This is a genomic window from Flavobacterium sp. ALJ2, from assembly GCF_015594725.1.
Lineage (GTDB): Bacteria > Bacteroidota > Bacteroidia > Flavobacteriales > Flavobacteriaceae > Flavobacterium.
The window spans coordinates 20,823-45,383 of sequence record NZ_JADNRC010000022.1 but is presented as its reverse complement, the minus strand read 5'-3'; the positions used below and the strand labels follow the sequence as shown (position 1 = coordinate 45,383).

Annotated in this window: 17 protein-coding genes; 11 read left to right on the top strand and 6 right to left on the bottom strand. The window is 32.4% G+C overall.

The window, feature by feature from the left end; translation table 11 throughout:
* Positions 1-659: 659 nt before the first annotated feature.
* The gene (locus IUY40_RS18180; protein ID WP_195738280.1) at positions 660-1,352 is read right to left on the bottom strand and encodes an SIMPL domain-containing protein; all 693 of its coding nucleotides are present in this window, start codon (positions 1,350-1,352) and stop codon (positions 660-662) included.
* Positions 1,353-1,402: 50 nt separating this feature from the next.
* Positions 1,403-2,041 carry a rhomboid family intramembrane serine protease gene (locus IUY40_RS18175; RefSeq protein WP_195738279.1) on the bottom strand — a complete coding sequence of 213 codons (639 nt, stop codon included), beginning with the start codon at positions 2,039-2,041 and terminating at the stop codon, positions 1,403-1,405.
* Between the two features lie 114 nt (positions 2,042-2,155).
* On the opposite strand from IUY40_RS18175, the gene IUY40_RS18170 reads away from it, so the two are divergent.
* Positions 2,156-3,025 (top strand): lysophospholipid acyltransferase family protein, encoded by an 870-nt coding sequence (locus IUY40_RS18170; protein WP_195738278.1) that lies wholly within the window; start codon positions 2,156-2,158, stop codon positions 3,023-3,025.
* A 66-nt stretch (positions 3,026-3,091) separates the two neighbouring features.
* On the opposite strand, the gene glmM is transcribed toward IUY40_RS18170, so the two are convergent.
* On the bottom strand, positions 3,092-4,480 hold the full coding sequence (glmM, locus tag IUY40_RS18165; RefSeq protein WP_195738277.1) for a phosphoglucosamine mutase: 1,389 nt from the start codon (positions 4,478-4,480) through the stop codon (positions 3,092-3,094).
* Between the two features lie 189 nt (positions 4,481-4,669).
* On the opposite strand from glmM, the gene IUY40_RS18160 reads away from it, so the two are divergent.
* The 8 genes from IUY40_RS18160 (at position 4,670) to IUY40_RS18125 (ending at position 19,508) form a co-directional block, all read left to right on the top strand.
* Positions 4,670-5,254, top strand: a complete 585-nt coding sequence (locus IUY40_RS18160; protein WP_195738276.1) for an ACP phosphodiesterase — start codon at positions 4,670-4,672, stop codon at positions 5,252-5,254.
* Entirely contained in the window at positions 5,251-6,936 is a 1,686-nt protein-coding gene (gene ggt, locus IUY40_RS18155) for a gamma-glutamyltransferase (protein ID WP_195738275.1), read from the top strand. The genes IUY40_RS18160 and ggt overlap by 4 nt, the downstream gene beginning before the upstream one ends.
* 128 nt (positions 6,937-7,064) lie before the next feature.
* Positions 7,065-8,849, top strand: a complete 1,785-nt coding sequence (locus IUY40_RS18150) for a chloride channel protein (protein WP_195738274.1) — start codon at positions 7,065-7,067, stop codon at positions 8,847-8,849.
* A gap of 62 nt (positions 8,850-8,911) precedes the next feature.
* Positions 8,912-9,865, top strand: a complete 954-nt coding sequence (locus IUY40_RS18145) for a Fic family protein (protein WP_195738273.1) — start codon at positions 8,912-8,914, stop codon at positions 9,863-9,865.
* Between the two features lie 289 nt (positions 9,866-10,154).
* Positions 10,155-12,986: an excinuclease ABC subunit UvrA gene (gene uvrA, locus IUY40_RS18140; protein ID WP_195738272.1), complete on the top strand. Its 2,832-nt coding sequence runs from the start codon at positions 10,155-10,157 to the stop codon at positions 12,984-12,986.
* A 255-nt stretch (positions 12,987-13,241) separates the two neighbouring features.
* Complete coding sequence (locus tag IUY40_RS18135; protein WP_195738271.1) at positions 13,242-13,970, top strand: TIGR00730 family Rossman fold protein; 729 nt, start codon at positions 13,242-13,244, stop codon at positions 13,968-13,970.
* A 197-nt stretch (positions 13,971-14,167) separates the two neighbouring features.
* A complete protein-coding gene (locus tag IUY40_RS18130; protein ID WP_195738285.1) occupies positions 14,168-16,915 on the top strand; it encodes an aminopeptidase in 2,748 nt (915 codons plus the stop codon).
* Positions 16,916-17,102: 187 nt separating this feature from the next.
* Positions 17,103-19,508 carry an alpha-ketoacid dehydrogenase subunit alpha/beta gene (locus IUY40_RS18125; RefSeq protein WP_195738270.1) on the top strand — a complete coding sequence of 802 codons (2,406 nt, stop codon included), beginning with the start codon at positions 17,103-17,105 and terminating at the stop codon, positions 19,506-19,508.
* Positions 19,509-19,642: 134 nt separating this feature from the next.
* Here the strand turns inward: IUY40_RS18125 and kdsB are convergent, their stop codons facing one another.
* From kdsB to IUY40_RS18110, 3 genes are all read right to left on the bottom strand, one after another.
* Positions 19,643-20,377 (bottom strand): 3-deoxy-manno-octulosonate cytidylyltransferase, encoded by a 735-nt coding sequence (gene kdsB / locus IUY40_RS18120; protein WP_195738269.1) that lies wholly within the window; start codon positions 20,375-20,377, stop codon positions 19,643-19,645.
* A 326-nt stretch (positions 20,378-20,703) separates the two neighbouring features.
* Positions 20,704-21,534: a 4,5-DOPA dioxygenase extradiol gene (gene ygiD, locus IUY40_RS18115; protein ID WP_195738268.1), complete on the bottom strand. Its 831-nt coding sequence runs from the start codon at positions 21,532-21,534 to the stop codon at positions 20,704-20,706.
* Between the two features lie 26 nt (positions 21,535-21,560).
* The gene (locus tag IUY40_RS18110) at positions 21,561-22,985 is read right to left on the bottom strand and encodes an AAA family ATPase (protein WP_195738267.1); all 1,425 of its coding nucleotides are present in this window, start codon (positions 22,983-22,985) and stop codon (positions 21,561-21,563) included.
* A 152-nt stretch (positions 22,986-23,137) separates the two neighbouring features.
* On the opposite strand from IUY40_RS18110, the gene IUY40_RS18105 reads away from it, so the two are divergent.
* A complete protein-coding gene (locus tag IUY40_RS18105; RefSeq protein ID WP_195738266.1) occupies positions 23,138-23,959 on the top strand; it encodes a DUF3822 family protein in 822 nt (273 codons plus the stop codon).
* Positions 23,956-24,558 carry an RsmD family RNA methyltransferase gene (locus IUY40_RS18100; protein ID WP_195738265.1) on the top strand — a complete coding sequence of 201 codons (603 nt, stop codon included), beginning with the start codon at positions 23,956-23,958 and terminating at the stop codon, positions 24,556-24,558. The genes IUY40_RS18105 and IUY40_RS18100 overlap by 4 nt, the downstream gene beginning before the upstream one ends.
* The last annotated feature ends 3 nt before the right edge of the window (positions 24,559-24,561 follow it).

Genomic DNA, 24,561 nt, shown 5'->3' with positions numbered 1-24,561 from the left:
TTGTTTCTTGCGGGTGCAAAACTAACACCTTTTTATAGATAAACAAGGCTTTTTAAGCCCATTTTTAAGTTTATTTCTTAATCTTTTACTAACAGGTTGATAACAACGCATTTACAACTTATTCCTTTTTATATTTTATAGGTAATTTCTGTAGCACAACATCTTCTCCCCTTGTTTTCTTTGGGTTTCGCGCATTTTTGTTTCTCGCAGATTTAGCCAATTGAGCAGATTTAAAAATCCCTAGCCCTGTCCCGATAGCTATCGGGAGAAACGAAAATCCTTGCCCTTTTTCTTTTAAAAAGGGCAAGATTGGAGCGGATAGCAGGTAATAACTCCTATAAAAACTCCTCCTAATATAGCATATCAAACATTACACCTATATATAAGGACATAAAAAAGCAGCTACTATATAGTAACTGCTAATGAATAGCTTGAACTATTCCTGAAACTTATATATACCTACTCCTATATGTAAGTACGATATTGCTTTTATATATACAAAAAAGAAAATAACCTGACACTTCTGAAAGCTTCTTTTATACTTGAAAGACAATAATTCTATTTACAAATTTAGATTCAGTTATAGAAGAGGAAATCGTTTAATAAAAAACCCCGTCATTTTATAAAATGACAGGGTTTACTATATATGGTGTTTTTTATTATTCTAAAACAAAACTCACACTTACGTTTGATACAATTTCAATTTCTCCTACTGCAAGCGTTTCATTCGAAGCTGCACCAGCACTATCCATAGCCATAGATTTCATAGCTGCATAGATTGGTTGCGGACGGTATCCTTGAGAGTTATCTGAAATAACAATTGCTTTACCTACTTTTTGTCCTAACACAGAAACATAATCCTCTGCTTTAGATTTTGCGTCTTTTATAGCTAATTTTCTAGCTTCTGACTCATGTTGCGCCAATTTAGAAGACTCAAATGCTACATTGTCAATACGATTGATTCCCTGATCTACCAAACCTTCCATTAATTCATCATATTTAGTTAAATCTTTCAATAAGATTTCAACTGTTTGTGTAGCATTATAATTATGTTTCTTTTTTTCATAATCATATTGTGGGTTTAACGCAACTTGTTTTGTTTTAAAATCTGCAGTTGGGATATTCATTTTTTTAATAAATTTTAAAACAGCATCCATCTTCTGGTCGTTTTGCTTTTTAACATCTTTAGCATTGCTTCCTTTGGTTTCGATGGTTGCTAAAATTGTCGCCTGATCTGGAGCAACTTTTACTTTCCCTTCACCAGACACACTAATTTGAGGGATTTGTTTAGTTTCTTGAGCGTAAGACATAGTCATAAAAATAAGGGTTAAAAATAAAGCTGCTTTTTTCATATTTATATTGTTTAATTGTTTCTTATTAGTTCTTTTCAAAAGTTGTGCCATTATAACTTTCCTAGCTTTGCCATTATAAAAAGTATAACGATTGGAATAGCTAACAGAATAACCATCAATGAATGATCAAAAACTAATGTTGGCTCTTTTATCAAAGTAATCATATAACCTCCTATGGCCCCTCCAAAATGTGCCGTATGTCCAATATTATCATTTTTCGCTCTCATTCCGTATATAGAATACAACAAATACAGAATCCCAAAAAGATATGCCGGCATCGGAATTACAAAAAACACCCCCAACATCATATTAGGTTGCAACAATATTGCCGAATACAAAACTCCCGTAACAGCTCCTGATGCACCTACAGCACGATAACTATAATCATTTTTATGAAATACCATCGTGAGCAAACTTCCAAAAACTAAACTCCCAATATAAATTAATACAAACGAAAAGTTTCCTAAATAATTAATTACTACTGGTGCAAAAAACCAAAGTGTTAGCATATTAAAAAGCAAATGCATCATATCAACATGCAAGAAACCAGAAGTTAACATTCTTATTTGTTCTCCAGAACGAATACTTCCAACATGAAATTCATATTTTCTAAAAAAAGAAAGGTCATTAAATCCCTTATAACTAACTAAAACATTGGCAACAATTATTCCTATCAAAATGGTATTCATATCCTATATTTATTATGGATTGTAAATATAGTAATTCTCATAGACACGACAGTTACTGATTAAAATATATACGTTATTCATTTTTGAGTTATATTTGTAGAAAAATAAAACCGCATGCAATTCCTCGTTTATATACTGGCATATCCATTACTTTGGATTATATCTATACTTCCATTCCCAATTTTTTATTTATTTTCTGATGTTGTTTATTTTATCATTTACTACTTAGTTAGATATCGTAGAAAAACGGTTAAAGAAAATCTAGCACTTGCTTTACCTCACCTTACTGACAAGGAAAGAAAAACAATCGAAAAAAAGTTTTACCAGCACATGTGCGACATGTTCTTGGAAATGATAAAAACCATGACTATTTCTCCAGAAGAAATGCGTAAACGTTTTGTTCTTACTAATGTAGACCTTGTAAAAGAATATGAAAAAAAGGGGAAGAGTGTTGTTTTATTTGCATCTCATTATGCAAGCTGGGAATGGCTACTAACTTTAAATGCTCAAACTGATTTTAGAGGTATTGGAGTTTATAAAAAAATTGTAAATCCTTATTTTGACAAATTAGTTCGAAAAATTCGTTCTAAATATGATGCTGAATTAGTCGAAACTAAAAAAATAATTCCACTCATGGCACAGAATCAAAGAGACGGTATTTTGAGTATGTATGGCTTAGCTAGTGACCAATCACCTAAACTTGACAGAGCTTTTCACTGGGATTCGTTTATGGGAATTGAAGTTCCTGTTCATACTGGTGCAGAAATGCTTGCTAGAAAATACAATTTGAGTGTTTTATTTGTGAAAGTAAAAAAAGTAAAACGCGGGTATTACGAAGCTACTTTTATTCCTATTTGTGATACGCCTAAAAAAGCTGATGGTTTTGAAATTACTCATACTTACCTGCGAGAAGTTGAAAAACAAATCCTGGAAGCTCCTGAGTATTATTTATGGACGCATAAAAGATGGAAACATAGAAGATAATTACATTAAAACAAAAATGCCCGGAAATAATTTCGGGCATTTTTCATTCAATTTTATCGCATAAAATTAAATTCCTGCGATTGCTTTTATTTCATCTATAATTCTCAAAGCAAGAACATCTGCTTTTTCTTGAGAAGGTGCTTCGGTATAAATACGGATAATTGGTTCTGTATTCGATTTTCTTAAATGAACCCACTCTGTAGCAAAATCAATTTTCACTCCGTCTATGGTTGTGATATCTTCATTTTTATATTTCTCTGTCATTGCAATCAAAATCGCGTCAACATCAATTTGAGGCGTTAATTCGATTTTGTTTTTGCTCATATAATATTCTGGATATGAAGCACGCAAAGCCGAAACTGTCATTTTTTTATTTGCTAAATGCGTTAAGAATAACGCAACCCCTACCAAGCTATCACGCCCGTAATGAGATTCTGGATAAATAATCCCTCCATTTCCTTCACCTCCAATAATAGCATTATTTTTTTTCATCAACTCTACTACATTCACTTCTCCTACTGCACTGGCTTCGTATTTTCCACCATGAGAAACGGTAACATCTCTTAAGGCACGAGATGATGACATATTCGAAACTGTGTTTCCTGGCGTTTTACTTAAAACATAATCAGCACAAGCAACCAATGTATATTCTTCACCAAACATTTCTCCGTCTTCACAAATAAAAGCCAAACGATCTACATCTGGATCTACTACTACTCCTAAATGCGCTTTTTCTTTCACCACTAATTCAGAGATATCTGTAAGATGCTCTTTTAATGGTTCTGGATTATGAGGGAAATGTCCATTTGGTTCGCAGTATAATTTTACTACTTCAACTCCCATTAATTCTAATAATTTTGGAATAATTATTCCTCCCGAAGAATTCACTCCATCTACAACAACCTTAAATTTTGCTGCTTTTACCGCTTCAACATCTACCAAAGGTAAATTTAAAACTTCATCGATATGAATATCCATATAAGCATCATTAATCGTGATTTCTCCTAAACTATCTACATCCGAAAAATCGAAAGCCTCAGCTTCTGCAATTTCTAAAATTTTTGCACCTTCTGCTCCATTAAGGAATTCTCCCTTTTCATTCAATAATTTTAATGCATTCCACTGTTTTGGATTATGAGATGCTGTAAGTATTATTCCTCCATCTGCTTTTTCTAAAGGAACAGCAACTTCTACAGTTGGCGTTGTTGAGAGTCCTAAATCTATAACATTTATCCCTAAACCAATTAATGTATTTACAACCAAGTTATGAATCATAGGACCCGAAATTCTCGCGTCACGCCCAATTACAACCGTTAGTTTTTCTTTTTTAATATTGTTTTTAAGGAATGTTCCATAAGCCGAAGCAAATTTCACTGCATCAACTGGGGTTAGATTGTCCCCTACTTTACCACCAATTGTTCCTCTTATCCCTGATATCGATTTTATTAAAGTCATTTTAATGAGTTATGGTTATTGCTACAAATATAAAAAAGTTGTGGAGTAACTAAGAGAATAAGAAGCCAAGATTTTGAAAAAGTATCTAAACCGCTCTATTTTTAAGCAAATGAGTTCAAAAGTTTTTATTACATTTACAAGAGTAAACTTAACGCCTTAACTTTTTAGAACGTTAGTAACTCCAAAAAAATGAATTTCCTAGCTCATATATATCTTTCTGGCGATAATGATTTAATCAAAATTGGCAATTTCATGGCCGATGGAATTCGAGGAAAACAATTTGAAAATTTTCCTACCGAAGTTCAAAAAGGGATCATTTTACATCGCGCCATAGATACTTATACCGATGCTCATCCTGTGTTTAGAAAAAGTACCAAAAAACTTCATAAAAAATACCATCATTATGCTGGTGTTATTATTGATATATTTTACGATCATTTTTTAGCCAAAAACTGGAAAACTTATTCAGATGAAAATCTCAATGATTTTGTTGATCGATTTTATAATTCTTTGACTGAAAATCATAGTATTTTAAGCGAAAAAACACAACGTATAATGCCTATTATGTTTCATGAAAACTGGCTGGTAAGCTACCAAACCATCGAGGGGATTAATCATATCCTGACTCAGATGGATCGCAGAACAAAAAACACTTCAAAAATGCAATTCGCTACAGCGGAATTAAAAGAATTCTACACTGAATTTGAGGCTGAATTTACCGAATTTTTTGAAGATTTAAAACAACACGTTAATCACAAATTACTTTCATTATGAAGAAGATTACCTTTTTATGCTATTTTATCTCGCTTACCTCTTTTGCCCAAAACACGACTAATCAACCAACAGGATTAGTTACAAACAAAGCAATGGTTGTTTCGGCACGTGAAGAAGCTTCGAAAATTGGTGCCGATATCATGAAAAAAGGAGGAAATGCATTTGATGCCATGGTTGCAACCGAATTGGCTTTGGCAGTAGCTTTTCCTTATGCAGGAAATATAGGTGGCGGTGGCTTTATGGTATATCGAAAAGCAAATGGAGAAGTTGGTTCTCTTGATTACAGAGAAAGAGCTCCCCTGGCAGCTACTAAAGATATGTTTCTTGATAAAAACGGGAACGTTATTAAAGGAAAAAGCACCGAAACTGCACTAGCTATTGGAATACCCGGAACTGTTGCCGGAGTTTTTGCAGTACACAAAAAATTTGGTTCTTTGCCAATGTCTACAATTTTAGAACCTGTTATTGCTCTGGCTGAAAGAGGCGTAATTGTAACTAAAAAACAAGAGAATCGATTAAACGAATATCGTGATGTAATTATAGAAAGAAACGGCAAAAACACTTTGCTGGCTACCATATATAAAGAAAATGATACTATTAAATATACTGCTCTTGCTGAAACTTTAAAAAGAATTCAGAAAAATGGTCGTGATGAATTTTACAAAGGTAAAACTGCCAAAATATTAGTTGATTATCTTAATAAAAAAGGTGGTATTATCACCATGAAAGATTTAGCGTCATACGAGGCAAAATGGAGAAACCCATTGACTTTTAACTACAAAGATTTAAAAATAACTTCGATGTCTCCACCTAGTAGTGGCGGAATTTGTTTAGCACAAATTTTAAAAATGATTGAGCCTTATGATTTAGAAAAAATGGGACATAATTCAGCTGAGGCTATTCAGGTTATTGTAGAAGCTGAAAGAAGAGCTTATGCTGATAGAAGTTACTTTTTAGGCGATCCTGATTTTGTAAAAATTCCATTAAAAGGATTACTTTCTGATGAGTATTTAAAACAAAGAATGTCTTCTTTTAGTTTTGACAAAGCCACTCTATCATCGGATGTAAAACATGGAGAAATAAAATATAGCGAGAGTACTGAGACAACACATTATTCTATCGTAGATCAATTCGGGAATGCTGTTGCAGCCACAACAACAATTAACGATGCATACGGTTCTAAATATTATTGTGACGAATTAGGTTTTTTCCTAAACAATGAGATGGACGATTTTAGTGTAAAACCTGGTGAGCCAAATATGTTTGGACTTGTTGGAAACGAAGCTAATAGTATTGCTCCTAAAAAAAGAATGTTAAGTTCTATGACTCCTACAATTGTTGAAAAAAATGGCAGCCTATATATGGTTGTGGGAACTCCCGGTGGATCTACAATTATTACATCGGTTTTACAAACTATTTTAAATGTATACGAATACAATTTTAGTATGCAAGAAGCTGTAAATGCTCCCCGTTTTCATCACCAATGGCTACCTGACAATGTGATTTTTGAACCTAATGCATTTGACACAAAAACACTTGATTATTTAAAATCTAAAGATTATATCATCAACGAAAAAAATCCTCCAGTAATAGGTAAAGTAGATGCCATTTTAGTTTTACCGAACAAAAAACTAGAAGGTGGTGCTGATTATCGCGGAGATGATGCAGCTGTTGGATTTTAATTGAATAACATTTAGAATACTATTTTTTAAAGCTGTTAATTTCTTTAAAGAGATTAACAGCTTTAAAATTGTTTAATTTGGGTTCTAAAGGCTAAATTTGCACTATCATATAACTTTTTCAAACCATAATGTTAAAAAAATACTTCAGGAGATTCGAATCAATTATTGCTTTGCTGCAATCCATATTGACGCAAAAGCAATTTATATTCATGTCTAGTGTTTTGGTTGGTATTTCCTGTGCCTTTGCTGTAATTGTCTTAAAAACTTTTGCGCATAGTGTATTTTCGTTTGCCACTTACATTAATGGAATTTTAAAACTAAGTTTCATTAATAGTATCCTACCTATCATTGGTATCTTACTTACCGTTTTTGTTGTAAAAAGAGTTTTAGGTGGAACTATTGAAAAAGGTACTTCACAGATTTTATATACTGTTGCAAAGAAGGCTAGTATTATACCGAAAAAGCAAATGTATGCGCAAATTATCACTAGCTCCCTTACTGTGGGTCTTGGTGGTTCTGCAGGTTTAGAAAGTCCAATTGTCGTTACTGGAGCTGCTTTTGGCTCTAATTATGCCCAAAATTACAAATTGCCTTATAAAGACCGAACATTACTTATAGGTTGCGGTGTTGCTGCTGGTATTGCAGCTGCATTTAACGCTCCTATTGCTGGTGTCCTTTTTGCTATCGAAGTTTTATTAGTTGATGTAAGTATTTCGGCATTTACTCCAATTATGATTTCAGCTGCTACTGGCGCTTTGGTTTCAGCAATTGTTTTAGACGAGAGCATCTTATTGAACTTTAAACAACAACAAACATTTGATTATCACAACATCCCTTTCTATGTACTTCTAGGAGTCTTAACTGGCTTTACAGCGGTATATTATTCCCGAAACTTCCAAAGAGTAGAACATTATTTTTCTAAATTAAAAATGAACGCTTATAAAAAAGCACTATTTGGATCTTCGATGTTAGCAATTCTTATATTCATATTTCCAACTCTTTTTGGCGAGGGATATGAAAGCATAAAAACGTTATCCGAAAGTGATCCTGGGAAATTATTGGACAATACCTTATTTGAAAGCTTCAGAAACAATCAGTGGGTTTTATTACTTTTTGTTGGATGCACTATGATGGTAAAAGTTTTTGCTTCTGGTTTAACAATTGGTAGCGGAGGTAATGGTGGTAACTTTGCTCCTTCTCTATTTTTAGGTTCTTATATAGGTTATTTCTTTTCTAAATTGATTAGCCTTACAGGTCTTACGCAATTGCCAATTAGTAATTTTACCATGGTAGGAATGGCTGGTATTTTAAGTGGATTATTTCATGCTCCTCTTACTGCTATTTTCCTTATTGCCGAAATTACTGGTGGTTATAGCCTAATGATTCCACTTATGATTGTTTCTTCAATTAGTTTTGCTATTTCTAAACGTTTCGAAAAGTATTCTCTTGATGTAAAAGGATTGGCACAAAAAGGACATGCATTTACAAGCAATAAAGATTCAAATATTTTATCGACTCTAGAAATTGATTCTATCATTCAAACCGATTATCTAACGGTTTCTCCAGATGAACATCTTAGTAAATTAGTTGATTATATTTCACACTCTAATCAAGTTGTTTTTGCAGTAATAAATTTAGATTCAGAACTAGTAGGAATAGTACATTTTAATGACATTCGAGAGATTATATTTAATGTTTACAGAGTAAAATATACCTTGATAAAAGATATAATGAAAACTCCTCCTGCAACTATTTCCTCAATAGACAGCATGGAAACTGTCATGAATAAATTTGAAGCATCTAAAGCAGCATTTTTGCCAGTAATAAAAAACGGAAAATATTACGGATTCATTTCCAAATCTATAGCCCTAGAAGCCTATAGAACCAAGTTAAAATCTATGACCATAGAATAAACTAACATCGGATAGAGTTAAAGTTGGAATTATCCGATATTAAGACATATCTTTGTGGTATTATGTGGAACATAGACTTAACATATAGAACAGAATTTCAATCAACATTTGAAAGACTCTACCAGAAAAGACAAGATTTGCAAGCCAGCAGACCATTGCCTAACATTGCTTTGCATAAAATTCGCGAGAGCTTATCGATAGAATGGACATACAACTCTAATAGTATTGAAGGTAATACCATGAGTTTACGAGAAACTCAAATGGTAATTCAAGAAGGGATAACCATAAAAGGAAAGTCGCTTCGAGAACATTTTGAAACTCATAACCACGATAAAGCCATTGATTATTTATATTCGATTGTAAGCGATGATTATAAACTACGAAGTATTGATATTCTTTCACTTCATGGATTAGTCTTACGGTCTATCGAAGATGATTTTGCAGGACGCATCCGTAATGGTGGAGTTCGTATTTCGGGAGCTAATTTTATGCCACCAAATGCTAATAAAGTTTCTGATTATCTAGATGAATTAATTGATTTCGTTAATACAAATCCATTAGATTTAAATGATATTGAGTTGGCGGCAATTTTCCATCATAAATTTGTCTGGATACATCCCTTTTTTGATGGTAATGGTCGTACTGTTCGTTTGAGTATGAATTTACTATTGATGCGCTGTGGTTTTCCTCCTGCTATTATTCTAAAAAATGATAGAAAAAAATATTACGAAGCGCTCAATCAGGCTAATAATGGTAATTATCAAAAACTAATTCTTTTGATGTGCCAAGCACTAGAAAGAACACTTACTATTTACCTAAATGCAATGCCTGGTAATGAAACCGAATACAAAACAATTTCTAATATCGTGAGTGAACCGAGTGTTTCTTATGGTCAGGAATATGTAAGTTTATTGGCTAGAACAGGAAAAATAGACGCCTATAAAGAAGGCAGAAATTGGTACACTACCAAAGAAGCTATCGATGATTATATTTTAACCCGAAAAAGAAAACGCTAACTAATAAAGCTAGCGTTTTTTTTATCTGTTCGCATAATGTAACGCAGATAAAATGTTTTTTTACTAAATTTTAAATCCATGCTCATTTATCAGCGTCTTTACTAAGTAAATCCATTTGATCAGCGTACTATATTAGCACAACGTATATTAAATCAGTATCGCTCAACGTTTTTTGCAATAGCGAATCTATTCAATCTGTGTTAAATCAATACACTATTTTAACACAAACTTCTAGACTGTTATATCAAAAGAACAAATCAAAATGGTAACTTTGCTTTTTTGCAAAATTATGTCGGATACAAATAATACTATTGAAGTTCTTGGCGCAAGAGTTCACAACCTAAAAAACATTGATATCTCTATTCCTCGTGAAAAACTGGTCGTAATTACTGGTTTATCAGGTTCGGGGAAATCCTCTTTGGCATTTGATACTATCTATGCTGAAGGACAACGTCGTTATGTAGAAACTTTTTCGGCCTATGCCAGACAGTTTTTAGGTGGCTTGGAACGTCCTGATGTTGATAAAATCGACGGGCTTTCGCCTGTAATCGCTATTGAACAAAAAACAACTAGTAAAAGTCCGCGTTCTACCGTAGGTACTATTACCGAAATATATGATTTCCTCCGTTTATTATATGCGAGAGGCGCTGATGCCTATAGTTATAATACGGGCGAAAAAATGGTGAGTTATAGCGATGAGCAAATTAAAGATTTGATTATTCATGATTTTAACGGTAAACGTATTAATATTCTTGCTCCTGTAATTAAAGCGCGTAAAGGACATTATGCTGAACTTTTTCAGCAAATAACCAAGCAAGGATTTATAAAAGTTCGTGTTAATGGCGAAGTTCAGGATTTAGTTACGGGTATGAAACTGGATCGTTATAAAACCCACGATATCGAGATTGTTGTTGACAGAATGGTTATTGAAGACACTCCTGACAATCAAAAACGATTATCTGAAAGTATTAATACTGCTATGCATCATGGTGAAAATGTATTAATGATTTTGGATCAAGATACTAACGAGGTGCGTTATTTTAGTCGCAATTTAATGTGCCCCTCTACTGGAATATCATATCAAAATCCGGAGCCGAATTTATTTTCTTTCAACTCACCAAAAGGGGCTTGCTCTCATTGTAACGGATTAGGAACTGTAAATGAAATCAACATAAAAAAAATAATTCCAAATCCTAAATTATCTATTAAAGCTGGTGGATTTGTACCGCTTGGTGAATATAAATCATCATGGATTTTTAAGCAATTAGAAGTTATTGGAGAGAAGTTTGGTTTTAAAATTACCGACCCTATCGAGAAAATTTCTGAAGAAGCCATGAATATGATTTTGCACGGTGGAAAAGATAAATTTACAGTAAACTCCAAAGATCTAGGTGTTGCTCGTGATTATAAAATAGATTTTGAAGGTATATCAAATTTTATCAAAAGCCAGCATGACGAAAGTGCTTCGACTACAATAAAACGTTGGGCGAAAGATTTTATGGACGAAATAAAATGTCCTGAATGTCATGGTTCCAGATTGAAGAAAGAAGCTTTATTTTTCAAAATAAATAAAAAAAATATCACCGAATTATGTGATATGGACATATCTGATTTGACTACATGGTTTTTGGACCTAAACAGTCATTTATCCGACAAACAACTTTTGATTGCATCTGAGGTTGTTAAAGAAATAAAAGACCGCTCAAACTTTTTAATGAATGTAGGTTTAAATTATTTGGCTTTAAGCCGAAGTTCTAAATCGCTATCTGGTGGTGAAGCACAACGTATTCGGTTGGCAACCCAAATTGGGTCACAATTAGTTGGGGTATTATATATTCTTGATGAGCCAAGTATTGGTTTACACCAAAGGGATAATGAAAAACTAATTCACTCTTTGGAGCAATTGCGTGATATAGGAAACTCGGTTATTGTTGTAGAACACGACAAAGACATGATTGAACGTGCTGATTATGTGATTGATATTGGCCCCAAAGCTGGGAAATATGGTGGTGAGATTATTAGCAAAGGAACTCCAAAAGAGATTCTGCAGCACCATACCATAACAGCTAAGTACATGAATGGAGAAATGAAAATCGAAATTCCTGCTAAGCGTCGTGAAGGAAATGGAAAGTTTTTAAAACTTACTGGTGCTACAGGAAATAACCTGAAAAATGTTTCTATTGAATTACCATTAGGAAAAATGATTTGTGTTACGGGAGTTTCTGGAAGCGGAAAATCGACCTTGATAAACGAAACACTTTATCCTATCTTGAATGCTTATTATTTTAATGGCGTAAAGAAACCACAACCATATAAAAAGATAGAAGGTCTGGAACATATTGATAAAGTTATTGATATTGACCAAAGCCCTATTGGGCGAACTCCACGTTCGAATCCAGCTACATATACAGAGGTTTTTACTGAAATTAGAAATCTGTTTACGATGACTTCCGAAAGTATGATTCGTGGATATAAAGCTGGACGTTTTAGTTTTAACGTAAAAGGTGGTCGTTGCGAAACCTGTGAAGGTTCGGGTGTGAGAACTATCGAAATGAATTTCTTACCTGATGTTTATGTTGAATGTGAAACGTGCCAAGGAAAACGTTTTAATCGTGAAACGCTTGAAATACGTTATAAAGGAAAATCTATTTCGGATGTTCTGAATATGACTGTAGATGAAGCTGTTCCGTTTTTTGAAATGATTCCCAAAATTTATAGAAAAGTAAAAACAATTCAGGATGTTGGTTTGGGTTATATCACACTTGGACAACAAAGCACAACGCTTTCTGGTGGTGAAGCGCAACGTATTAAACTTGCTGGAGAATTATCTAAGAAAGATACTGGAAATACGTTTTATATTCTTGACGAGCCTACAACAGGATTACATTTTGAAGATATCCGGGTTCTTATGGATGTGATTAATAAACTAGTTGACAAAGGAAATACGATCTTGATTATAGAGCATAATATGGATGTAATAAAACTTGCCGATTATATTATTGATATTGGTCCTGAAGGTGGAAAAGGTGGCGGGCAGCTTATTGCAAAAGGAACTCCCGAAGAAATAATCAAAAATAAGAAAAGTTATACAGCGCAGTTTTTGAAAAAGGAATTATCTTAGTATATTGCACACTGCTTATAAGATAAGAGACAATTATAAAAAAATATAGCTCTAGCCCTGATAGTAATGAAAATCCTTTATTGTTTTTCTTTAAAACAATAAAGATTACTTCACTTTACTTTTATTATAATAGGAGTTCAGTGAACTTCGTTTGAAATGGGTAGCAGGAAATAGCTCCCTTCGACTTGAGTTTATCCTGAGCGAAGACGAATGGACTCAGGGTGGCAATTTTAAAAATAAATTAATACAAAGAAAATGAGATTAGAAGATTTTGACAATGACGAAGATAAAGTAATCCAAGATAGATTAAAACAAAAAACATGGAACGAAATTAGAACTAATGATAGTTGGGCTATTTTTAAAATCATGGCTGAGTTTGTAAATGGATATGAAAACATGGGACGCATTGGTCCGTGTGTATCTATTTTTGGATCGGCAAGAACAAAACCAGATAGTAAATATTATTTATTGGCTGAGAAAATTGCTTATAAAATCAGTAAAGCTGGCTACGGTGTAATTACTGGTGGTGGTCCTGGAATTATGGAAGCTGGTAATAAAGGTGCTCATTTAGGAGGTGGAACTTCGGTTGGACTGAACATTGAATTGCCTTTTGAACAACATTTTAACCCTTATATTGACCACGATAAAAACTTAAATTTTGACTACTTTTTTGTTCGTAAAGTAATGTTTGTGAAATATTCGCAAGGTTTTGTGGTTATGCCAGGTGGTTTTGGAACTCTTGACGAAATGTTTGAAGCAATCACTTTAATTCAGACTAAGAAAATCGGAAAGTTCCCTATTATTTTGGTTGGAACCGAATTTTGGTCGGGATTAATCGAATGGGTAAAAACGGTATTGGTTGAGAAAGAACATACAGTAAGTCCTGACGATTTGAACTTATTTAAAATCGTTGACTCTGAGGATGAAGTAGTTGAAGCACTAGATAAATTCTACAAAAAATATGATTTAAGTCCTAATTTCTAAAATTTTAAAAGCTGTGTAACAACAGCTTTTTTTATACTTTTTTCTATACATTAGACTCAATTACTCCATAATTAATTAGTATATTTATTTCTTTATTAAATCGTTAAAGATAATCATTGAAGTCTCTTTCTAAATTTACTATTTGTATTCTTGTTTTATTTAGCTCGATAGAACAATACGCACAACATCATTCTAAAATGACTGTGGCGGTAAATCTCGAGTTAAAAACATTAAACATCAGACAAGAAATTACTTTTAATAACGTATCGAATGATACTTTAATTTCTGTTGTTCTTAACGATTGGAACAATTCATATTCGGATAAAAACACTCCCCTTGCCAAGCGTTTTTCGGATGAGTTTTACAGGGGTTTTCATCTTGCAAAACCTGAAGAACGAGGAAACACAACAATCATTAGTTTGACCGATACTCATGATGGAGCACTTGCCTGGGAACGATCATCCAAAAACCCAGACTTTATTGTTGTTAAATTAAACCAGAAACTAGCTCCTAACGAAACCATTTCGTTACACCTTACTTATATCGTTAAAATCCCAAGTGATAAGTTTACTAAATATGGTTTTTCTCAAAACGGTAGCTTAAACCTGAAAAATTGGTTTTTGAGCCCTGCACGATTTGAGAATCATCGTTTTATAAAATATAACAATTATAATCTAGATGATATTGCAAATGCCGCTACTGATTATGAAGTTGAGATAAAAGTTCCTAATAATTACACCGTAACAACCGACTTAAATAAGATTTCTCAAGAACAATTCGAAAAATATAGTAATACCAACTATTCAGGTAAGAAGAGAACCGATTTTAGTATGTTTATTGAGCCTAAAAATAGTTTTACAACTTATAAAATTGGTTCATTAGAGGTTGCTACAAATTTAAAGAACAATAATTTAAACGAAATCCAAAAAGCACTCGCCATAAACAAAATTGTAGATTATACAAATACATATATTGGTAAATACTCGCATGATAAAATTACTGTTTCACAAATAGATTATGAAAGAAATCCGTTTTATGGACTAAATCAATTGCCTTCATTTATAAATCCGTTTCCCGATGCATTTATGTTTGAAATTAAGTTTTTAAAGACTTATTTAAACTCTTACTTAAAGAATAGTTTACGTTTAGACCCAAGAAAAGACAACTGGATTTATGATGGTATACAAATATATGTCATGATGAAATACATTGAAGAAAACTACCCTGAACAGAAAATGATGGGAAGTCTTTCGAAAATGAAAATTTTAAAAAGCTACAAAATAACTAATTTGAGTTTTAACGAACAATACAGCTATTTCTATATGCTTATGGCTCGTAAAAACCTAGACCAGCCATTGGGCGACCCTAAAGACACTCTAATAAAGTTTAACGAACAAATTGCAAGCAAATACCGAGCTGGTCTAAGTCTTAGCTACCTAGACGATTACTTGGGTAACAATAGTGTACAGACAAGCATTCAGGATTTTTATGAACTTAATAAAATTGAGCAAGTAAGTCGTACAAACTTTGAAAGTTTAATGAGCTATAATGCGAAAAAAAATATTAATTGGTTCTTTGATATTATAATAAACTCCAGAAAAATAATAGATTATAAATTCCATAATGTTTCTAAAACAAAAGACAGCATTACATTCTCAATAAGAAATAAAACGGATACTTATCTTCCGATTCCTGTATATGGGGTAAAGAAAAAAGACGTAATTTTTAAACAGTGGATTGATACTAAAAGTACTGACACTACATTTACTATAGAAAGAAAAAATGCTGATAAGATTGTTTTAAATTATGACAATGAGGTTCCTGAATACAATTTGAGAAACAATTGGAAATCATTAAAAGGTTTTTCTCCAACTAATCGTCCTATAAAATTTAATTTTGCTAAAGACCTAGAAGATCCATATTACAATCAGATAATCTATATTCCAACTCTTAACTATAACTATTATGATGGAATTACTCCTGGAATACGTTTTCATAACAAAACGATATTAGACAAACCATTTACATTTGACATTAATCCTGCTTACTCTATAAAAGCTAAGACTATATCGGGTTCATCGGGTTTCACTTATGTTCAAAATTTTAGAAATAGTACATTATATAATATAAGATATTCCTTTTCGGAGTCTTATTTTCACTACGCTCCAGATGCAACTTATTTAAGGTTAACCCCATCAGTACAGTTACGAATTAGAGAAGAAAACTTTCGTGACAACAGAAAACAAACTATCATGATGCGTCAGGTAATTGTAAATCGAGAAAAAAGCAATTATATTACAGACAATTCCAGTCCAAATTATTCGGTGTTTAATGCCCGTTATTTTAATACAAAAACCGAAATTACAAATCATTTTAATTTCATGTCGGAAGTACAATTTGCAAGTGAATTTGGGAAAATTGTCAGTGAGATAGAATTTAGAAAACTTTTTGAAAACAATCGACAAATTAATCTAAGAATGTATGCTGGAGCTTTTTTATATAACACTACCAATTCTGATTATTTTAGTTTCGGAATTGATCGTCCAACTGATTATTTATTTGACTATAATTATTATGGCAGATCAGAAAGTACAGGTGTTTTCAGTCAGCAATTTATAATGGCCGAAGGAGGTTTTAAATCAAAACTAACTCCTCAATTTGCCAACCAATGGATTACTACCTTAAATGCGAGTTATTCTCTTTGGAATTGGATAGAAGCTTATGGTGACGTAGGTATTATTAAAAGCAAAGGCCTTTCTGAAAAATTTATCTACGACAGTGGTATCCGATTAAATTTTGTCCCAGATTACTTTGAATTGTATTTTCCAGTATATTCTAATAATGGATGGGAAATTTCTCAAGATAAATATGGCGAAAAAATACGTTTTGTAGTCACTTTATCTCCTAAAACATTAACCAATCTTTTTACAAGAAAGTGGTTTTAATCAAATAAAAACTAAACAAAACATAAACTATTATCACAAAATTACACAAAATTATAAAAAAACAATAAAAAAAACATCCTGTAAGACCCATTTAAATACAGATAATTAAATTATATTTTTTTTAACGAATTATGATAATTGCTAGTTTTTAAGTAATTTTGTGATCTAACATGACCATTTCCAGATTATGATAAAAGAAAAAAACAATACTACACTTACTTTCGAAGATTTCAAAACTGAAGTTTTGAACGACTACAGAATTGCTGTTATTAGCCGGGAATGTAGCTTAATAGGTCGTAAGGAAGTATTGACAGGAAAAGCCAAATTTGGAATTTTTGGCGATGGAAAAGAAGTCCCTCAATTAGCTATGGCTAAAGCTTTCAAGAATGGTGATTTCAGATCAGGATATTACCGTGATCAAACTTTCATGATGGCAATTGGTGAATTAACTCCAAAACAATTTTTTGCTGGTTTATACGGACATACTGATTTAGAATTTGATCCAATGTCTGCAGGAAGACAAATGGGCGGGCATTTTGTTACTCATAGTTTAAATGAAGATGGTTCATGGAAAAACCTAACCAAACAAAAAAATTCAAGTGCTGATATCTCTCCTACTGCTGGGCAAATGCCAAGATTATTAGGTCTTGCACAGGCTTCTAAAATTTATAGAAATGTTGATGGCATAAAAACTAAAGATAATTTCTCTGTTAATGGCAACGAAATTGCATGGGGAACTATTGGAAACGCCAGTACATCTGAAGGGTTATTTTTTGAAACTATAAATGCTGCCGGAGTACTGCAAGTGCCAATGGTAATGAGTGTTTGGGATGATGAATACGGAATTTCAGTTCATGCGAAACATCAGACTACTAAAGAAAATATCTCTGAAATTTTAAAAGGATACCAACGTGATGAAAACTCAAACGGGTATGAAATATTTAGAGTAAAAGGCTGGGATTATGCCGAACTAATAGCAACTTACGAAGAAGCGGCAGCTATTGCCCGCGAAAAACATATTCCTGTATTAATTCATGTAAACGAATTAACACAACCACAAGGACACTCTACTTCTGGTTCTCACGAGCGTTATAAAAATGCTGCAAGACTGGCTTGGGAAAAAGATTTTGACTGTATTCGTCAAATGAGATTATGGATGATTGCTATTAACATTGCTTCTCCTGAAGAATTGTCTGATATGGAACTTGAACTTAAAAAAGAAGTTCTCGATGCCAAAAAAGAAGCATGGAATTCATTTATAGATCCTGTTATTCAAGATCAAAAAAAATTACTCTCTTTATTAGAAAATATTGCTCCTAGAAGTGCTAGTAAGGAACAAATCTTAAAACTTACAAGCGAATTAAGGAATATTAAAACTCCTCTAAAAAAGGAAATGTTAATCATTGCTCGTAAAGTATTACGTTTAATTGTAAATGAAGATTGCAAAGCTGAATTAGCAAACTGGATTACATCTTATATAGCTACAACACAAGAAACATTTAGCAGTAATTTATACTCAGAGTCAGACTTAAATGTTTTTTCTGCAAAGAAAGTTTTACCAAAATATGATGCCAATAGCTTAGATGTTGATGGAAGAATGATTGTAAGAGATAATTTTGACGCAATCTTTACTAAATATCCTGAAACATTAATTTTTGGAGAAGACGTAGGAAACATTGGTGACGTTAACCAAGGACTGGAAGGAATGCAGGAAAAATATGGAGAACTTCGTGTTGCCGATGTAGGTATTCGTGAAGCTACTATAATTGGTCAAGGAATTGGAATGGCTTTAAGAGGATTACGTCCTATTGCCGAAATTCAATATTTAGATTATTTACTATACGCAATACAAATCATGAGTGATGATTTGGCTACGTTACAATATAGAACTGTAGGGAAGCAAAAAGCACCTTTAATCGTTAGAACACGTGGACACCGTTTAGAAGGAATCTGGCATTCGGGTTCTCCTATGGGAATGATTATTAATGCAATTCGCGGAATACATGTACTAGTACCTAGAAACATGACACAAGCTGCTGGTTTTTATAACACTTTATTAGAATGTGACGAACCTGCTCTTGTAATCGAATGTTTAAATGGATACAGATTAAAAGAAAAAGCTCCTACCAACTACGGAGAGTTTAAAACCCCAATTGGTGTTATTGAAACTTTAAAAGAGGGTAAGGATATCACCCTAGTTTCATACGGATCAACATTACGTTTAGTAGAGCAAGCTGCTACTGAATTGTTACAAGTGGGTATTGACTGTGAGGTTATTGATTTACAATCATTGCTCCCTTTTGATATTAATCAAGATATTGTAAAAAGTATTACCAAAACAAATCGTTTATTAGTAATCGATGAAGATCTACCAGGTGGAGCTTCTGCTTTCATCTTACAACAAATTATCGAACAACAAGACGCATACATACATTTAGATAGCAAACCACAAACATTGACTGCAAAAGCTCACCGACCTGCTTATGGAACCGATGGTGATTACTTTTCTAAACCTTCTGCCGAAGATATTTATGAAAAAGTTTACAGCATGATGAATGAGGTAAATCCAACTAAATTTCCTAATTTATATTAAGAATTTAATCTCAATATTAAACATAAAAAAAGCTCCAAATTTGGAGCTTTTTTTTGTTTTATGACAACTCATATTGTTAGGTTTTCATTTTTCAAAATGATAAAAAATTAATTGCCTATATATTATTTAAAAACCTACTTTGAATTCAATAGTTCTTTTGCTCTTTCTAAATCCTCTGGTGTATCTATTCCTATTCCTACATGAGTTGTTTCAACCATTTTAATGCGTTTACCAAACTCTAAATAACGTAATTGTTCTAACTTCTCTGAAGCTTCAAGAGACTTCATCGGAAGGCTATAAAAATCTAATAATGCCTGTTTCCTAAAAGCGTAAATTCCAATATGCTGAAAATAACGCACTCCAACATCTTTGTCTCTTGGATACGGAATCACTGAACGAGAAAAATACAAAGCAAATCCACTTTGATCTACCACAACTTTTACATTATTAGGATTATTTATTTCAGATTCCTCTTTTATTTCACGCATTAAAGAGGCCAAATCCACTTTTTTGTCGTAATCATTTCTAAAAACTTCAATAACTTTTGCTAATGGCTCCTCATCTATAAAAGGCTCATCTCCTTGAACATTTACCACAATATCAACTTCTAAATCTTGAATAGCCTCTGCAATTCGGTCACTTCCCGATTCATGCTCTTTGATACTCATAATCGCTTTTCCGTCATTAGAAACTATTTCGTCGAATATAATATCAGAATCAGTTACAACAAATACATCATCAAACAAGTTGGTTTGTATTGCAGCTTGATATGTTCTTAAAATTACTGTTTTTCCTCCCAAATCTTGCATAAGTTTCGCCGGAAACCTTGTAGAAGCATAACGCGCGGGAATAACTGCTATTATTTTCATTTTTGATAGTATTAATGTTCAATCTTAGAAACAAATATACCTATTCACAATCAGGTTTTAAAAAATTATTTATAACATATTTCTTAAATAATTAAATTTTAATGTATTACAAAATATTTATTTTTATACTAAAAATAAAACCAAGAAAAACTCATTAGTACTTCTCCTACTCTATTTCTTTTTAGTTATACATAATTCATTTACACAAAATAACAAAACTTCCATCATAAACCCGTACCAAAATCAAGTATTCCCAGATAAAAGATATTTATCATTAAGAAACATAAAAAATGGAAACTGAAACTAGAAACTGAAACTAGAAAAAATTACACAATCTTAACCGAAGTCATGCTCAACGACCCAGCCAATAGTTTATCATTAAATAAGCTTAATTCTTCTGATTTATTCTTTAAACCCAATGTATAAAGCAATGGTAAATAGTGATCTGGTGTTGGAATTGCTAATTGAATTGCTTTATCCATTTTTTCGTAATTAATAAGTGGCTGAAAATTTCCGTCCTTTAAATAGTTGTTAATTGTTTGTTGTGCTTCTATTGCCCAATCGTAACCATAATTATCTCTATCATAGTTATGAAAATCTACTAATCTTAAATTGTGAACGATATTACCACTACCAATAATCAAAACTCCCTTATTGCGTAGCGATTGTAGTTTTTGAGCCAATTCAAGATGATATTGCCCCGATTTAGTATAATCAATACTTAACTGAATCACCGGAACATTAGCCTCTGGATATAAATGTTTAATTACACTCCACGCGCCGTGATCTAAACCCCAGGTTTCATCTAACTCTATTTCGAAAGGACTTACTATTCTTTTAGTTTCAATAGCTAATTCTGGACTTCCTTTGGCTGGATATTGCACATCAAATAAAGCTTGTGGAAAACCTCCAAAATCATGAATCGTTTTAGGCATTTCCATAGCTGTAACTTTTGTCCCTTTGGTATACCAATGTGCCGAAATACACAAAATAGCATTGGGCTGAGGCAATGTTTTGGCCAAGTTTCTAAATCCAGCGACAAACTCATTTTCTTCTATAGCATTCATCGGACTTCCATGCCCAAGAAATAAAACAGGCATTTTATCAGTATTCGAAAAAGTTTGTGAAATTGTATGTAAATCGTTTAGTGTATTCATAATCCAAATTAGATTTTTCTCATTGATTACTCAACAAAATGTTCATCTTTAAAGCCTATCAAATATAATTTATTTTTCGCTCTAGTCATAGCAGTGTACAACCAGCGAATATAATCCCTGTCGATTCCGTTTGGCAAATAAGGTTGCTCAATAAATACTGTATCCCATTGCCCTCCTTGCGATTTATGACAAGTTATTGCATAAGAAAACTTTACCTGTAAACCATTAAAATATTCGTTTGCTTTTACTTTCTGGAATTTCTTATACTTGGTTGTTTCATTTTCATAATCTTTCATTACCTCCTCATACAATCTATTTGATTCTTCGTAAGTTAATGATGGAGATTCACTTTTAATAGTATCCAATAACAAAACGGTCTCGAAAGGTTTCTGATTTGGATAATCGACCATTCGTATTTTTACTTTAGCAAATTTAAATCCGTATAACTCCTGAATACTGAAGATTTCAAGGATTTCGATAATATCTCCATTAGCAATAAAACCAGCTTCGTCTGAATCTTTTAACCAGAAGTAATTATTCTTGACCACCATCAAGAAATCACCTGTAGAAAGATCACTTTCTTTAAATAAAATCTTGGTTCTAATTTGTTCATTGTACTGATTGGCTCTTTTATTAGAGCGTACTATAAATGCTGTATCTTCAATACTATAATTACTGTAAGCGGAGTTAATAGCATCCTGAATATCATATCCATCTGTTAATCGCACGATGTCTTTAAATTTCTTTACATCAAATCTAAATTCGGTTATAAAACTCTCTTTTAACAATTCCCGTAATTCTGTAGCATTAAATAAAATTCCTGAATTTTCTTCCTGACGCATTACTTCATCAAGTTCGATGTGTTCAATTTCTTTATTATAATTTACACTTAATGTATGAATATCAAGTGCTGGGCTAATATCAAGGTTTACTGGAGGCAACTGAGCCGTATCTCCCAAAAGAATCATTTTACAATTAGTTCCCGAATAAACATACGAAATTAAGTCATCTAGCAATGAACCGTTTTCATATAATTTTGAATCTGAGTTGCTATCAGAAATCATCGAAGCTTCATCGACGATAAAAATGGTGTTTTTATGCTTGTTTTGCTGAATGGTAAACGAAACGCCTCCTCCTGAAGATTTTTTAGGGAAGTATATTTTTTTATGAATAGTAAAAGCTGGTTTATTCGAATAATTTGATATTACTTTGGCTGCACGACCTGTTGGTGCAAGCAAGACATATTTCTTATCAATATCTATTAAATTATTTACAATAGTCGAAATTACTGTAGTTTTTCCTGTTCCAGCATATCCTTTAAGCACAAAAATTGTCTCATTAGCTGTATCGGTTAAAAATATAGCAATCTTTTGAAAAAAAATATCCTGTTTATATGTAGGCGAAAAAGGAAACTTTTTTTGTAAAAGACTATAAAACAAGGAAGAACTCATAACAATTATTTTAATGTGAAATTATCATCAAATATAGGTATCAAACGCGAGGGAACCACATAAAATCCCAAATGAATAAAAAAAATTGTAAGTTTGTCATCACGTATAATTCTATTTTTATTCTTAACAAGAATTGAATTCTAAAACCATTTATGCAATTACAAAATATAAATATAGCATCAAAAAAATACAAAAAACTTTCCATTCAGGTTTCACTGACTGGCCTTTCGTTTTGTTGTTTTGATACTTTAAACAATACCATCCTGTCTTTAAACGAAGTTACTTTTGACACGTTTCATAAAACTACAAAAATTGAAGATTTATTTGCTGATGCTTTTAGTAAACATCCAGAACTTAAAGACACATATGATGAGATAACAGTTATTCACAACAACAATTTATCAACATTTGTTCCTACTGCTCTTTTTGATGAAAGCTTCCTTGGGAGTTATTTACAATATAACACCAAGGTTTTTGAAACCGATTTTTTTGCTTTCGATGTAATTTCTAATTACCAAATGAATGCTGTTTACATTCCTTATGTAAATATCAATAACTTTTTTATTGACCAGTTTGGTTCATTCGAATACAAACATGCTAATAGTATTCTTGTCGAAAAACTTTTGGATGTATCCAAAAACAATGATGAGAAAACAATGATTGTGAATTTTAATTTTGGACATTTTGAAATCATTGTAGTACAAAATAAAAAACTACTATTATTTAATTCTTTTGAATATCAAACTCCTGAGGATTTTATTTATTATTTACTGTTTACAGCAGAACAACTTAATATGAATCCAGAGATTTTTAAACTTGAATTATTAGGGACGATTTCTGAAAAAGATGATTTTTTTGCAATCGCTTATAAGTATATCCGAAATGTATCCTTGTTTGACGTATCTAATTTAAAAAGAAAAAATTCTTTTTCAACAGCTCAAAATCAACAACATTTTATACTTTTTCAATCATGAGAATCATTTCAGGAAAACACAAAGGAAGACGTATTTCTCCACCAAAAAACCTTCCCGTAAGACCTACAACCGACATGTCTAAAGAAGCTTTATTTAATGTTTTGAACAACCATTTCAGTTTTGAAGGTTTAAAGATATTAGATTTATTTGCAGGAACCGGAAATATAAGCTATGAATTTGCTTCTCGCGGCTGCACTCCAATTACATCTGTAGATGGAGATTTTGGTTGTGTAAAATTCATCAAACAGATTGCTGCAGAATATGACTTTAATATTGCTGCTACAAAAAGTGATGTTTTTAAATTCTTAGAAAGCTGCAAAACATCTTACGATATTATTTTTGCTGATCCTCCTTATGCAATGGATCAAGCTACATTTGAAAAAATTGTCATGCTGGTTTTTGAAAGAGACCTATTGCAAGAAGACGGAATGATGATTATCGAACATTCTAAATACACTAAACTGGATCATTTGAGTAATTTTTCATTCAAGAAAAGTTATGGAGGTTCGTTTTTTAGTTTCTTCGAATTTGATTCAGCTGAAGAGGAAGAGGTAAACAACGAAACATCTACAAAAAATACCGAAGACGACGAAAGTTAATTA